11 protein-coding genes and 1 tRNA gene are annotated in these 14,110 nt (G+C 47.1%); 3 read left to right on the plus strand and 9 right to left on the minus strand.

Going from position 1 to position 14,110, the window contains the following annotated elements; genetic code table 11:
• Positions 1 to 378 precede the first annotated feature (378 nt).
• Complete coding sequence (locus tag F752_RS0114915; RefSeq protein ID WP_152425155.1) at positions 379 to 660, plus strand: hypothetical protein; 282 nt, start codon at positions 379 to 381, stop codon at positions 658 to 660.
• A gap of 42 nt (positions 661 to 702) precedes the next feature.
• Here F752_RS0114915 and F752_RS0114920 read toward each other — a convergent pair whose 3' ends face one another.
• Positions 703 to 1,002 (minus strand): hypothetical protein, encoded by a 300-nt coding sequence (locus F752_RS0114920; RefSeq protein ID WP_017732545.1) that lies wholly within the window; start codon positions 1,000 to 1,002, stop codon positions 703 to 705.
• Between the two features lie 262 nt (positions 1,003 to 1,264).
• Positions 1,265 to 1,338, minus strand: a tRNA-Ile gene (locus F752_RS0114925).
• Between the two features lie 198 nt (positions 1,339 to 1,536).
• Here F752_RS0114925 and F752_RS0114930 point away from each other — a divergent pair.
• Positions 1,537 to 2,178 carry an HAD family hydrolase gene (locus F752_RS0114930; protein WP_017732546.1) on the plus strand — a complete coding sequence of 214 codons (642 nt, stop codon included), beginning with the start codon at positions 1,537 to 1,539 and terminating at the stop codon, positions 2,176 to 2,178.
• Complete coding sequence (locus F752_RS0114935; RefSeq protein ID WP_017732547.1) at positions 2,156 to 3,274, plus strand: site-2 protease family protein; 1,119 nt, start codon at positions 2,156 to 2,158, stop codon at positions 3,272 to 3,274. The genes F752_RS0114930 and F752_RS0114935 overlap by 23 nt, the downstream gene beginning before the upstream one ends.
• Positions 3,275 to 3,532: 258 nt before the next feature.
• Here F752_RS0114935 and F752_RS0114940 read toward each other — a convergent pair whose 3' ends face one another.
• The 7 genes from F752_RS0114940 to F752_RS0114970 all read right to left on the minus strand — a co-directional run bounded on the left by F752_RS0114940 (position 3,533) and on the right by F752_RS0114970 (position 13,919).
• Positions 3,533 to 3,826, minus strand: a complete 294-nt coding sequence (locus F752_RS0114940; protein WP_017732548.1) for a rhodanese-like domain-containing protein — start codon at positions 3,824 to 3,826, stop codon at positions 3,533 to 3,535.
• A 9-nt stretch (positions 3,827 to 3,835) separates the two neighbouring features.
• The gene (locus F752_RS0114945) at positions 3,836 to 5,752 is read right to left on the minus strand and encodes a T9SS type A sorting domain-containing protein (protein ID WP_017732549.1); all 1,917 of its coding nucleotides are present in this window, start codon (positions 5,750 to 5,752) and stop codon (positions 3,836 to 3,838) included.
• Positions 5,730 to 6,545: a PASTA domain-containing protein gene (locus tag F752_RS0114950; protein WP_017732550.1), complete on the minus strand. Its 816-nt coding sequence runs from the start codon at positions 6,543 to 6,545 to the stop codon at positions 5,730 to 5,732. Before F752_RS0114950 ends, F752_RS0114945 begins: the two co-directional genes overlap by 23 nt.
• Positions 6,542 to 9,250, minus strand: coding sequence for a D-alanine--D-alanine ligase family protein (locus F752_RS0114955; protein WP_017732551.1), 2,709 nt, complete (start codon positions 9,248 to 9,250; stop codon positions 6,542 to 6,544). The genes F752_RS0114950 and F752_RS0114955 overlap by 4 nt, the downstream gene beginning before the upstream one ends.
• Before the next feature lie 154 nt (positions 9,251 to 9,404).
• Positions 9,405 to 12,437 carry a T9SS-dependent choice-of-anchor J family protein gene (locus F752_RS0114960; protein ID WP_152425156.1) on the minus strand — a complete coding sequence of 1,011 codons (3,033 nt, stop codon included), beginning with the start codon at positions 12,435 to 12,437 and terminating at the stop codon, positions 9,405 to 9,407.
• Between the two features lie 84 nt (positions 12,438 to 12,521).
• Positions 12,522 to 12,821, minus strand: coding sequence for a NifU family protein (locus F752_RS0114965; protein WP_017732553.1), 300 nt, complete (start codon positions 12,819 to 12,821; stop codon positions 12,522 to 12,524).
• Between the two features lie 6 nt (positions 12,822 to 12,827).
• On the minus strand, positions 12,828 to 13,919 hold the full coding sequence (locus tag F752_RS0114970) for an Mrp/NBP35 family ATP-binding protein (RefSeq protein WP_017732554.1): 1,092 nt from the start codon (positions 13,917 to 13,919) through the stop codon (positions 12,828 to 12,830).
• Between the last annotated feature and the right edge of the window lie 191 nt (positions 13,920 to 14,110).

Below are 14,110 nucleotides of genomic sequence, written 5' to 3' on the forward strand. Positions count from 1 at the left end.
TTGATGAAAACTTGAGTCTCTTTTGCTAAACCAATGAATACTGTCTCAAAGGTAACTAAGATTTTTATAAAAAGATTTATAATAAGTGGCATTTCAATTCACAAAGCTCAATTTTTTGAGTTTGGAGGCGATAATAAATAAGGTTGAATAGAAGAAATATTAAATAAAATATCTTTTTAGGATTATAAAATGATGATTAATGTTGTAAAAATTAAACTTTAAAAATCGAAGTTAATCTTTGTTGAGAAATTTAAAAATTTTCCTAGAAACTCCTCTACAGAGTGAGGAAACCACAACTTAAAAGATAGGAGATAGTAGATTTTTTTGAGCTTAATGTTATCTTGGGTAACCATAGAAACTAAAACTTATATATCTTTTATGTCGGAAATGAACAGGCTTCTCTTTGGTGATGAATACGCTGATAAGATGGAAACTTTTAATAAGCAGCTACTTGAAATAGAAAATAAATATCTCGATTATTTCAAAAGCCAGGAATCAGGTAATGATTATGAAGAATATGATAGACTTCATAATCATTACATTATCCATACCGATGGGCCTGCTGGAAGAATTTCTTTTAACATAATGAAAGATTCCACGTTACCAGAGCGAATTAAGCGTGATTGTTACCAAGCCTTTGAAAGGACCTGGGGTAACTAGGGTACCTTAAAAAGCAGGTTGTGCCGGCATTTTAAGGTACCCCTAATGTAAAGGGTTAATTAATATTGGGTGGAAACGTTTTAGGAGGTAGCCTTGCTTCAGTCTCACTTTCTTTGCTTTAAATTGCTCTGCCTGTTCTTTCTTTTCGAAAATGTAAGGTGGTTTTAGCTTTTCCAAAGAATTACTCTTACCAGTGAAGCCGTTAGCATAAACTTGAATAAGGTAATCTGGTAGCTCATAGCCGGTGATTGCAAGAACCCACTTTCCTTGGAGAGTGAATTTATAGAAGGAATTGTTCTTTTTTGTTCCTTCTATATAGGGGGTTGTAGTTTGATTGCCCATAGATTAAAAGTTATTAGAATAAATTGAGTTTATCTATGAAATTGTATTGTAGGCTTTGTGTTTGAGAGAAGTAGAAGTTTTGTTGTGAAAAGCGGCTGATAGGGGAGAGTATTTGGTAGGCTAGTGCACGCAGGATGGAGCTTTTGAAATAAAGCTGCTTGTATGTCAAATTGTATGCAAATAAAAAATCGATAGATTTCGGCGATTGCCAAAAACCATAAAAAAAGCCTCTCTACATATCGTAAAGGGGCTTTTTAGTGAGTGGGCCCAACTGGGCTCGAACCAGTGACCCTCTGATTATGAGTCAGATGCTCTAACCAACTGAGCTATGGGCCCGAAATTCAGTGGCTTCCATTCTGCTCATTCTACAATTCTCCGTGATGAACCAGATGCTCTGGGCAACCGGGACGCGTAATCCGGGACGCGTAGTCTGAGCTATGGGCCCTTCAGAGAAGAGAATTTACTCTTCTCCTTGAAATTGGGAATGCAATGTTACATATTTGCATACAATAACACAAGCAGACCCTTTAAAATTTGATACCAGCAAACGTTAAAAATATAATTTTCGACCTGGGCGGCGTCATCATCCGCCTCGATCAGCCTCGCACCGACAGGGCACTTGCTGAACTGGCTGGCATCAGTCCCGAGGCTTTCCGAAAGCTGGCAGCAGGGAAACAGTCTTTCTTCCAGTCGTTTGAAAGAGGAGAAATAGAGGATAATGCCTTCCTGGAAGAGCTTCGGCAGCTGCTGCAAACAAAAGTCAGTATTTCAACACTTCAACATGCATGGAATGCCATGCTGCTGGAACTGCCTGTAGAGAACGTAAGGATGCTCCGGGAGCTGGGTAGTCAGTACAGGCTGTTTATGCTCAGCAATACCAATGAAATACATACTGCTGAAGTGCATCGCCGTGTAAAAGCGGTGAGCGGGCTGGAGAATTTTAATTCTTTGTTTGAAGAGGTGTTTTACTCTCAAAGGATTGGGGCGCGAAAGCCTGAAGAAAAAGCTTTTCGGCTGATTCTGGAAAAATATCATTTATCAGCCGCTGAAACTTTATTCGTCGATGACAATCTGGAGAACATAAAAGGAGCTGAGGGGTTGGGAATACAGACATGGCATTATCCGCTTAATCAATTACTGGAGCACGCAATTAATGGAGGAAAAAAACAGGAATAATATCTGGCTGCACCTGGGGCTGTTTATATTCACTTTTATTGCTACCACTTTCGCAGGAGCAGAATGGCGTTTTGGCGAATTGGTCTGGATGGAGGACTATGGCTGGCATGACTTCAGGAGTGGCCTGGCTTTTTCTTTTCCTTTGCTTCTTTTCCTGACCGTCCATGAGTTCGGACATTACTTTACGGCGAGAAAACATAAGGTAAAAGCTTCGCTGCCTTACTATATCCCCTTCTGGTTCTTTGGTTTGTTTCCTTCTATTGGCACCATGGGGGCCGTTATTCGTATACGGGAATTTATTAAAAGCAGGAAACAACATTTCGATATCGGAATTGCAGGCCCACTGGCTGGCTTTGTTATCGCGCTGGGGGTTTTGTTTTACGGATTTACCCACTTGCCGCCGCAGGAATATATCTTCAAGGTCCATCCCGAGTACCTGGAAATGGGCGCAGATTATGCCGAAGAGGCTTATCAGGAAGGGTCAGGTCAGTTTTATCTCGGGAAAAACATCCTGTTTGTGCTAATGGAATACCTGCTGGTGGAGGATCCTTCCCGCATGCCCAATGGCTTTGAAATTATTCATTACCCCTGGCTGTTTGCAGGCTTCCTTGGTCTTTTTTTTACGGCGCTTAACCTTTTGCCTATCGGACAGCTGGATGGGGGCCATATCCTGTACGGACTGGTAGGTTATCGGAAGCATAAAATGATTGCCACCGCGCTTTTTGTGTTGCTGGTTTTCTGGGCCGGGCTGGGTTTTTACGACCGAAACGATGCGGATTCCCTGCAAATGTGGGCTCCTTTAAATATCCTGATTGCCTGGCTGCTGTTTGCGCGCTTGCAGATGAGCCGGGCCAATAAGTTTATTCTGGCCCTTTCTGTAGTGCTTGCTCAGCTGTTTGTGGTATACTTTATTCCTGGCCTGCGGGGCTACAGTGGGTGGATTTTATTTGCCTTTCTGATTGGTCGCTTTCTGGGGGTTTATCACCCGCCGGCCCTCTTTGATCAGCCGCTGAGTACCGGCCGAAAAATACTGGGATGGCTGGCCCTGCTTATCTTTATTCTTTGCTTCAGCCCAGAACCTTTTATCGTGGTTTGATAACAGGCAGGAGCCTCTAAATTGCTGTTATTGCGAATGCAGCTTTTGTGGAAAAAGCATTTACGGCCAGACAGCGGGATGTCAAAGAGAAAAATTTGTAGCAGGAATAAGCAGGCTGCTAATTGCTTCCTGCTCTTTTAAGGGCGCTGCTTTTTCTTATGACAGCATCTGCTGACAGGATTTTATACAGGACACTGAATTAGTTAATAAGCAGGTGCTCCTGCAGCCTGCTTATTAACTGTTCGTCCTCTTCCGGTACTACTTCAGGTATCCCTCAATTCCTCCTTCGAGATTGCGGACATGCTTAAAGCCCTGCTGCTGGAGAAACTTTTGGGCATTTGCGCTTCTCCTCCCTGATTTGCAGTGTACAATCACCTCTTCATCCTGCAAACCATCCAGTTCTGATAACTGCTGTGGAAGGCTGTTGAGAGGGATAAGACGGGCACCAATATTCTTTTCTTCATATTCCCACTCTTCCCGCACATCAATAAGGTTGAGTTTTTCGCCTTTTTCCAGTCGGCTTTTAAGTTCTTCGGCTGTAATATTTTCCATCAGAATTTACTATTTAAGGAGTATTTTTTTACTTACGGTGGTATCTTTAAAAATAAGCTTTACAATATAAAATCCAACTGCCTGCCCCTGTATATCTATGGCAGTCCGGTTATTTCCTCTTTCCTGCAGGTAAGCGCGCACTAACTGGCCATGGTTGTTGTATATCTCAATTCGAAGAGCAGTGGACGCAATGGTGAATTTACCATTGCTGGGGTTTGGAAATATACTTACAGGATAATTGATAATTTTGTCTTCGCTGCTAAGCACCAGTGGGTCAACGTTCTGCTCAAAGCGGGGGCGGATCATCAGGGAACCCGTTTCCTCCTGCTCCTGAAACCAGGTACTGCCATCCACACTCACCCACACCTTTTCCCGGCTGTCGGTATTGCGATCGAGGCCGAGGGCAAGAAAGCCTTCTGATTTTTTTGCCAGCCCGATATAGAAGGTGCCGGGCTCCAGCACCTGGGCCTGCCTGAGCTTAAAAGAGCTGAACTCATTCAGGCTGTCGCTGTTGCGCAGCACCACATCTCTTTCTGTATAAATAAGTTCGTCGGGGGTGCCTTCATCAACCCCTAAGGAGCGCCACACTTTCAGGTCAACAAATTGTCCGCTCAGGTTTTCGTTAAAGTAGGGAAGGTAAAAGTTGAGGTGGGTGAGGGTATCCTGTTCTTCCAGTGTAAACTCATAGGCCAGTTGTACATTGCTGCCACCTGTAAGGGCCAGCCCATATTCGGCGGTACCATCATCGTAGGCAAAATAATCGTGTAGTACATTAACAATCAGGGCGGTATCATTGGCCCCGAAAAGAGGGCTTCCTTCTTCGGAAGTAAGCTGGATTCTGCTGAGCAGATAAAGGGAGTCTGCCCCGGCATAGGGAAGCAGCGCTTCTTTGGTGATGCCTGGCGCCTCCAGGGCAAAGTACTGCTGCCCTTCAAGCAGGTTGCCGAACTCATCCTGTATCAGGGCTTTTTCGGCCTGAACAGCCACTGTATCGCCACTAAGCGTAGTGGTGGCAATATTGTATTCAACCGCCTCTTCTTTGCCTGGTTCTTCAAAACTGAACACGGTAAAAGGAAAAACCGGATTGATGTATTCCTCAGGCGCTGCAAAAAACTGGGAGATAGGAATGGCTGTATAAGGGTAAAATAGGGAGGCGGGTAAATCGCTGATGGCCCTGTCCTGGTAATAAAGGTCGGAGAGGCTTCGGTTTTTATTTAAATAAATATAATCGACATGCCAGAGGTCGTACTGGCCTGACTGGCGGTTAAAGGATTCAAACTTAAACTGGAAACCTTCATGGAAAAAGTTTTTTTCCAGCCTTTCCCCTTCCTCCTCCAGACTGATGATTTCCTGTTTGAAGGCGGCAGAGTCAATTTCTTCCCGTCCGCCTTCGCTCCACACCTGGTACCACAGACCGTCCTCCGCCAGGAAGGAAAGTTTAAGGGAATCCTGGTTGTCCGGCCGCTCGCCGAGGCCCTGCAGCTGCCAGTAAAAGCTCAGGTAAACCGACGCCTGCTCTTCAGCTAATACTTCCTCCAAAGCAAGATTGATGGGCTGAGACTTCAGGCTGTCAGACAGGCCGCTCTCCCCCGCATCCTGACTATAGGGGCGACCGCTGGCGGTAAGTCCGTCGAAGGTAACTACATTAAAACTGGGAGGGCGTACGGCAATAGTGTTGGTAACCGCTACATTAGGGCTGGCCAGCCACAGGAGGGTATCGACTACTGAAGTGCTCCTGCTAAAATCGTCCCAGAAAGGGAGTAACAGCGTATCTGCTTCGGCAGGCAGGGAACGCTGCCGGAAATTTGCCTGCTGCTTTTGCAGAGGGAGGGACAGCAGCTGTGCAGCCACCCTAAAGCTGCTGCACAGGCTGATAAAGAAAATTGAAAAGAATAAAAAGTTTTTAATCGATAATGCTTTCGCCATTCCCTGTGGTGATAGTTGTATTTTGCCGAACGTTGTTTTCATCGAATTCCACTACCCACAGGTCTACCACTTCGCCAATACGCGAACGGGCACCGGCAGGAGGGATTTGCCTCAGAATGGTGTTGGGAGTCTTGTCAGGAGCCTTTTCGTAATGGATTTCTCCAATTTTAAGGCCGGTACCTACCGCAACAAACTCAGCTTCTTCTAAATCCATACCCAGCAAGTTAGGGGTTTCGAAGGTTTGCTCACCTTTGCCGTCACCCACTACCAAATCTATCTGAGCGCCTTTAGGAACCTGCGTGCCTTCTTCAATGGGCTTGCCTTTATAATGTTGCTCCAGCACGGCATTGGCAAAAGGGTCCGGCTTGTAGCGGATTTCTCCCAGCTCCAGTCCGTAACTCTGCAGAACCAGTTGTGCATTTTTTACGGAAGAGTCAATGAGCTTTGGCATTTTTACTTTTGGCGGATTCTTCGCATTCAGTGCCAGAAATATTTTGCGATTCTCTTTTACCTGTGCGCCCGGCTTCGGGTGTTGCTTCATTACCGTCAGTGGCGGGTATTCCGTAGAGAAGGTGGAATCGTTTACTTCATAACGTAAATTCCGCTCACTCAGGTATTCATCCAGCTGGTTAAAAGCGATACCCTGCAGGTTAGGTACGGTAATGGTTTCGCCATGGTTGGTTGTTTTCGGCAGATACACATCAAAGAAAACATAACCAATTACCAGGGCCAGTATGCTTATAACGGCCAGGTGAATCAGTACATCCTTAAAGGAATTTATCCGGTAGTTCATAGGGCTTGCTTCAGTTTTTTCTTTTCAATGCCATAGGTAAGGATGGCATCTATAAACTCATAGGGTTTGTAGCCGTTGAGGGCACTCTGGTGGAAAATACAGGTGGCCGGGGTCATGCCTGGCAAAGAGTTAATTTCAATGATAATGGTTTCGACTTTACCATCTTCAAAAACCCGCACAAAGGCATCGATACGGGCATAGCCTTCAATATTGGTAACTCTGGCCACCTTTTCCAGCTCTGCACGAACGGCGGCTGAAATACGCTTGTTTTCTTCCGGACTGCGGGCAAAGCGGGCCGGGGTAATATTTTGTCCTTCACCTGCCAGGAATTTCTCTTCCAGCGAAAGTACTTCGCCGCCTGCCAGGGCTTCCGATGGTTCAAATACTTCATAATGGAGCTTTCCTTCCGCGTCGCGAATGGTCAGTAAACCGCCGGTTACCTCCAGGAAGTGCTTTGCATTGCCCTTGCTAATAAGCTCTTCTACCAGGAAGGCCTGCTTTATCGGGAATTCTTCGCTGGGCTTCAGTTTCAGTTGCTGCATAGGTTCAGGAAGGAGAGGAGCCTGTTCGCGGAAAATCATACGGGCAAATGCTCTCAGCTCCTGCTGATTCTTAATTTTCTTTACCGCCGAGCTACAGCCATCGTCGGCCGGTTTGGCAATAAAGGGATAGCCATATTCCTGTTCAATCTCACGGATAACAGCTTCTTCCTGCTCCTGCCACTGGGCCTTCGAAACCAGGCGATGCCTGGCGACCAAAAAGCCGTTTTGCATGAGCAGCTCATTGGTGTCGTACTTATTAATGGTGAGCTGCGAACTTTCAATGCCGCTGCCGTTATAAGGAATGCCGAAGCTCTCGAGCCGCTGCTGTACGGCTCCATCTTCGCCGGGGCGGCCATGCAGGGCAATAAATACTGCGTCTACCTTTTGGTTAAGGTCCTGATAACTGATAGGCTCGAAATGGAGCATATCGCGCTCTGTATAGCGGCTCACCAGGCTTTTGGCTTCCCCGGCAATTTTTTCCAGTAAGGGGTGGTGCTGCCCCTTCAGGTACACTTCCACCTTTTCCCGTATATCATCGGCATTATCCTTGAGCATAATGTTGATGGGGAGAATGTACAGCTGGTGCTCCTCTTCGCTGCCCGTTAAGAATACAGGGACCGGCAGGTACTTGGTGGAGGAGGACAGCTTTTCGAAAATATTCCGGCCGCTTTCCACGGAAATATGCCTTTCGGAGGAGAAGCCCCCCATGATTACCGCTACTTTTATCTTTTCGCTGCCCTGCTGCTTAAGTGCTCTGACTTTCTCGTCCAGCTGATTGAGCTTAGCGGCCATTAATTTGTTGCGCTTACCACTTCTGATTCTTTCGGCCAGTGAGGTGCGAATGATGTAGGTAAGAAACTGCGAGGGGTTCAGCCCTATTTCCGCTGCCTGGTGGAAGAAGAAGGAGGAAGGAAGCATACCGGAGGTGGTATTTGGGTCGTTGAGGAATACCTCTCCCTGCTCGTTAATAAATCCGTCGATGCGGGCATACACATTGCACTGCAGCGCATCGAAAAGGCGGCAGCATTCCTGCCTGATGTGTTCAATCTGTGTATCGGGCAGGTCGATAGGCGTGATTTTACGGCTGATACCGGGCAGGTATTTTGCGCGGTAATCAAACATATCGGATCCTTTGATAATCTGCGTGGGCGGAAGAGCCAGGGCGGTGCCGGCCTCATCCTGAATAACAATGCAGCTGAATTCTTTTCCCTCAATAAAAGACTCGAACAGCACCTCTTCTTCAGAATTGAGGGAGGTGAGGCTAATACGTTCTTCTCCGGCCCCGGCTGCGGTATCTAAATACTGCAGGAGTTCTGCCGGGTGGTGGAGTAATTCTTCCTGCTGCCTGCTGTTTTCTGCATACACCGGAAGGCCAATTCCTTCACGAATATCGGTGAGCGTAGCCAGGAAGCGTACCTTTTCTTCCTGGCTCCGGGCCTGCCAGTCCTTCAGGTCAATTTTCTCGATGAAAAGGCTTTTGTTGACTGCCTCACTGAAAGCAGCTAAGTTATCCTGTCGAAGAATGGAAACACCAATGGAAGAGCCCTGGTTTGGTGCTTTTACCACCATGGGGAGTCCCACTGTCTCCTTTGCCTCCTCGAATAAAGTTGCTCTTGCCGTTAAATCCTGCCATTGACTGCGGTTAAGAACATACCGTTTCGGGCAGGGAAAACCCTGGCCTTCCATCAGGTCCTTTTGTACAATTTTGTTGATGCCAATAGCAGAAGGAAGAATGCCGCAGCCTGAATAAGGAATGTTGTACCACTCCAGCAGACCCTGAATATTGCCGTCTTCTCCATAGGGGCCATGGAGAGCCAGAAAGGCAAAATCGAGCAGCTGATTAAATTCCTGTGGCTGCACCACCCTGCCCACCGTAGCGGCAATTTCCTGCAGCTTTTCTTCCCCCAGCTGGCTCAGAGATTCCGCATAAATCTGAATGGGCAGCTCGGATTCCGGCAGGTAAGCGGCGGGTGGATAAAAGTCGCGAATAGTGCCTTTGTAGATGTACTGCCAGTCGAGCAGTATAAATTGTCCGAGGCTGTCGATAAAGATGGGTACAGGCTCAAATATAGCCTTGTTTAAGTTATCGTAAACGGTGCGTCCGCCGGCAAATGATATTTCTCTCTCACGGGACTGGCCACCAAAGAATATTCCTATTTTCATTCTTCAAATATAATGAATAAAATGAAGTCACAAACCTTTCAGCACGTCCTGAAACTTACTCTGTAAGGTAACTCTTTTTAGAAGTAAATATTTTATGGGGTAAAATAATTCCAGCTTCTATTTTAAGCGGGTAATAGTGGTTTAAATACGCGCTTTAATTGTAAAATAATACTCTGCTGGTCTTATTGATGCTTTCACTCCTTACCCTCAGGAGATATACGCCTACATGCCAGTTTCGCAGGTCGAGGACATACATCTGGTTGAGCACATTCGGAATCAATTTTTCATAGACGAGGGTGCCCTGTAAATTATATAACTGGAGGAGCACTTCCTCATTTTCCTCAAGGTTAAAGAGTACTTTCAGGTCGTCATTGGTAGGATTCGGGAATACCGTAATGTCGTTAAGGGCAGGCATGTCGACGGTGAGCGGTAGGTTGGACTGAAAAAATTCGATATCGTCCAGGAAAATGTCATTGCCTCCGTCTGATATTGCCACAAAGGCTACCCGCACATCCGGGTAGCCTACGAATTCCCGCAGGTCAATAAAGTTTGTTTCCCAGTCACTAGCCGTTCTGGGTGTCCAGCGGGCATCCACAATTCTGTTGGAGAGCTCAATTCCTTTTTTCTCATACACAATATTGGTCCAGCTCTGGCCGCAATCGGTCGATACTCTTACCTGCAGAATATCGGAGGCATCGAAAATAGGAGCATAGGAAAAGCGGAACTGTACGCCTGCTTCCTCCACCTCCGTAAGGTCCAGGACAGGACTCACCAGCCAGTTTTGTAATCCTTTCTGGCTGTCAAAGAACTCACTTACTGCTGAAAAGTTATCGCCAGGTGAAGGCCCGGGTACTTTCTTGATCTTCCAGCCGTCGAAGGCAGGATTCGGACTCATGCTTACCCAGTCAGATTTAATCAGGGTGGGCTGCTGAAACTGCTGGCGGAGAGGGAAATCCTCCCTTTCCTGGCTGATGACGAAGTTCTTCACCAGGAAATTATTTTCCGGGATCTCATCTTCCACTCCGTTCGGGGAAGCCAGACGTACGGCTATGGTGTGTTTTCCTTCACCTAAAGTGAGGATGGGGAGGCTTAACTGAAGATTGGCTAGTGGGGCCAGGTTTAGTTCATCGAACTGATAGAACCGTTCAGCACCGCCATCTACTGAATACCACACCTCCAGGCTTTTAATTGTTTCTTTTCCGGCATTGCTGATGAGTATGCCCGGTATAGGTTTATTTTCGCAGCTCACAACAGAAGGATCTCTGATGGAGCGAAGCCACAAATTATGATCGAAAGGGAGTTCGTTGATTACCTGTATATCATCAATAAATAAATTATTTCCAAAGTCATTAACTCCTACAAAAATCAGCTGTACCTCTTCTTCGCCTGCAAAAGCAGAAAGATCAAGAAACTCTGTACGCCAGTCTTCGTTGGAGGCGGGTTTAAACGGCCGCTGGGTAGCAGGCGCCGTAGCCAGCTCTTCCCCCTCCTTAGCGTAAATAAGGGTGGCGTTTTCCAGGCTTTCGGAGCAATCGGTCGTAACATAAACCTCCAGCCTGTCGGAACTGCTGCTTGAGTAGATAGCATAGGCCACCTGAAAAGCCAGGAAGGCCTGTGTCTCATTCCGGAGGTCGAAAATAGGAGAAACAAGAAGATCACGTGTACCGATATTGATGCTGTAATTATAGTAATTCATGTAGGCTGCCAGGTTATTTGCACTACCGGTAATGGGGGCTTCCGTTAAATCCCAGGTGTGATTGTAGTCGGGGTTGATGCGGTAAAAGGGGAGAAGGCTGGTTTCAAAATCATGCACAAAGGGAGTCGATACCCGTTCAGGGGCATACAGTTCAGCAAGTAGCTGATCATTAAATTCCTTATTGTCGGCAGTGTTATTGGTAGCCAGGATTACCGCCTCAATGTTGAGCTCTCCTCTGTTCTCCAGCAGGATTGGCTGCATGGCCAGCGTATCGGCTTCCAGATAATCGAGGTTTACGTTAAAATCTTCCTGCTCATAGAGAATCCCGTTAATATACAGGCCAATTCTTACACTATTTACAAAGTTGTTGCCATAATTCCGGACTACTACTGTTGGAATGAAATCCTTAGAACAGGGATCTGTAATTAAGAGAAGAAACTGCCGCAGTCCTGCATCATTGGAAACGATAGTGGGTTCTTCTTTACCTCTGGAGTCATTAAGGGTTACACGGCGGGGGCTGTTTTCAAGAACCACTATCATTCTGGCGGCCTGGCCCTCTGTAAACAGGCTCATACAGCGGTCGGCGGTATAATCCATGTAGTTCTGGTACATGTCGGGTGAGCCGCAGCTAACCACAGGTTCCGTCGGGCAACCGGTATGCTCTTCCTCGGCCAGAGGCGTATCTTCCACATAATCGTCCTGGTCGCAGCCACCATCGCCCCAGATATGGCGCAGGCCGAGGAAGTGCCCCATTTCGTGGGTGAGGGTACGGCCTTCGCTCTGCGGAAGTGCATTCCCTCCTTCGCCAAAATACTCATAATCGATGACTACCCCGTCGGTCTGGGCACTGACTTTTCCCAGATCCAGGCCATCGAGCTCATCTGTTTCCGGAAACTGGGCATATCCGATAACGGTGGCTTCAAGCGGTGCCACATAGATGTTTACATAATCTCTCGGAGACCAGTGGCTGAGCTGCTTGAGCTCCAGGTCGTCTTCCATCGAATAGCTGACCTGGCTTCCCCTCAGGCGAACAATGCCATCGGTGGGCAAACCTTCCGGATCCTGCCGGGCCAGTACGAATTGAATGCGTGTATCTGCGGCTACTACCTGAAACTCTGTGGGAAGCCGGCTAATCTGCTCACTGTTCAGCTTCCGGAAGTCCTCGTTGAGGATGTCTATCTGGCGCAGGATTTGGCTGTCGGGGATATTGGCACCTACCCCTTCGGCTTCCCCGTTATGGATTACATGAACCACAACCGGAAGCTCGTAAATTTCGGCTTTTCGTTGGTTTGTGCCGGCCAGGGAAGCCCTTTGCAGCTGTTTTTGTACTATCCACTGTTCAAATTCTTTTTCTGAAGGCAGTCGGGGGTGCCGCTCCTGCCGGAGTTGCATGATGGTCTCAAGCCCGCACTTATCCTGGGCCAGAACGAAAAAGGGGGTGCAGAGAAAAAATGCCAGAAAAATAAATTGGCGAAAACAGCAGTTTTTCATAAAGAATGAGACAGTCTGCCCGAAATATAAAAAATCCTCCGAAAAAAAGCAGTCCGGAGGATTATTCAATCAATATTGAAACCTTTACCTGTTGCCGGGCAATTTAGCATCAGGGTCATCGGCAGAGGTAATATTAACCGCTTCTATGGATTTTACCATTGGCACTTCCCTCTTAATAGCTTCTTCTATTCCTGCTTTAAAGGTCATGGCCGACATGGGGCAAGACCCGCAGGCGCCTAAAAGCTCCAGCCGGACCAGGCCAGCCTCCGTTACTTCCAGTACTTTTACATTGCCCCCGTCTGCTTCGAGATAAGGGCGGATACTATCCAGTGCCTTTTCGACCTGTTGTATGAGGTCTTCCTGCATTACAGATTGATTATCCATGTTGTATTACTTTACTTCTACTACTTTTGTTTTTTCTGCGGCAGCATTTCTAATAGCCACCTGGCGGGCAAGTGTTTCGGCCAGTACCCGGAAGGCCTCTGCCGTTATACCATCTTTCATTACGGCAGGGTATCCGTTGTCTCCACTCTCCCTGATACTTTGTACCAGCGGAATTTCTCCCAGGAATGGAACGTTGCTTTTTTCTGCCAGCTGCATTCCGCCTTCTCTGCCAAAGAGATAGTATTTATGGTCTGGCAGCTCTTCAGGAGAAAAATACGCCATATTTTCTACTACGCCAAGTACAGGTACATTTATTTGTGGTTGCTGGAACATGGCCAGACCCTTGCGGGCATCGGCTACAGCTACCTTCTGTGGCGTAGTTACAATAACGGCACCGGTAACCGGTACGGTTTGAACAAGGGTGAGGTGAATATCGGAGGTGCCCGGAGGCAGGTCAATCAGTAAATAATCGAGCTCGCCCCACTCGGTATCGGCCAGAAACTGCCGGAGTGCTGAGCCCGCCATAGGTCCGCGCCATACCACGGCACTTTCGGCAGGGGTAAGCAGGCCAATAGAGATAAGTTTAACACCATATTGCTCTATGGGAATAATCAGGTTGCGCCCGTCTTTCTGCACCACACCAGGCTGCTCATGCTCGCAGTTAAACATAACCGGCATGGAAGGTCCGGAAATATCGGCATCTACAATGCCTACTTTAGCCCCTGAACGAGCCAGGGCAACTGCAAGATTTGCGGTAACGGTAGATTTACCCACACCACCCTTGCCGGATGCTACAGCAATAATATTCTTTACCTGCGGAAGAATAGGGGCAGAGCTGCGGGTGGTGGTTACCTGCGAAGTCATGTTAATTTCTACCCGAAGGTCGCTGCCCAGGCTTTCGTGAATGGCAGAAACACATTGTTCGCGTAAATATTCTTTTAGCGGACAAGCCGGGGTAGTAAGGATAACAGTAAAACGGATGGTGTTGCCATCTATGACTATATCGTCAATCATATTAAGCGTTACGAGGTCCTTTTTCAGGTCCGGATCATCTACCTTTCGTAGCGCGTCAAGTACTTGTTCTTTGGTAATTGCCATGGAGTTGCTTTTGTATCAATAAGCACATTTGCTACCTTTTAAACATGGAAAGGGGGCAATTAGTGCAATGGATTGCTAATGGGGCAAAATTAGTAAATCTGCAGGAATTTAGGGTACAATTTCGCAGGTATTAGAAGAGGAGGGCGGCGAGGGAATTTTAAGTGTTTTTTACCTCCTCCTTCCAAGCCTAC

It is taken from the genome of Nafulsella turpanensis ZLM-10 (assembly GCF_000346615.1).
Taxonomy (GTDB): Bacteria; Bacteroidota; Bacteroidia; order Cytophagales; family Cyclobacteriaceae; genus Nafulsella; species Nafulsella turpanensis.

Excerpts from the sequence above, each read along its gene's own strand:
- F752_RS0114970 (WP_017732554.1), bottom strand. The coding sequence starts at position 13,919 with ATGGCAATTACCAAAGAACAAGTACTTGACGCGCTACGAAAGGTAGAT.
- F752_RS0114920 (WP_017732545.1), bottom strand. The coding sequence starts at position 1,002 with ATGGGCAATCAAACTACAACCCCCTATATAGAAGGAACAAAAAAGAAC.
- F752_RS0114915 (WP_152425155.1), top strand. The coding sequence starts at position 379 with ATGTCGGAAATGAACAGGCTTCTCTTTGGTGATGAATACGCTGATAAG.
- F752_RS0114935 (WP_017732547.1), top strand. The coding sequence starts at position 2,156 with ATGGAGGAAAAAAACAGGAATAATATCTGGCTGCACCTGGGGCTGTTT.
- F752_RS0114965 (WP_017732553.1), bottom strand. The coding sequence starts at position 12,821 with ATGGATAATCAATCTGTAATGCAGGAAGACCTCATACAACAGGTCGAA.
- F752_RS0114945 (WP_017732549.1), bottom strand. The coding sequence starts at position 5,752 with ATGGCGAAAGCATTATCGATTAAAAACTTTTTATTCTTTTCAATTTTC.
- F752_RS0114960 (WP_152425156.1), bottom strand. The coding sequence starts at position 12,437 with ATGAAAAACTGCTGTTTTCGCCAATTTATTTTTCTGGCATTTTTTCTC.
- F752_RS0114940 (WP_017732548.1), bottom strand. The coding sequence starts at position 3,826 with ATGGAAAATATTACAGCCGAAGAACTTAAAAGCCGACTGGAAAAAGGC.
- F752_RS0114950 (WP_017732550.1), bottom strand. The coding sequence starts at position 6,545 with ATGAACTACCGGATAAATTCCTTTAAGGATGTACTGATTCACCTGGCC.
- F752_RS0114955 (WP_017732551.1), bottom strand. The coding sequence starts at position 9,250 with ATGAAAATAGGAATATTCTTTGGTGGCCAGTCCCGTGAGAGAGAAATA.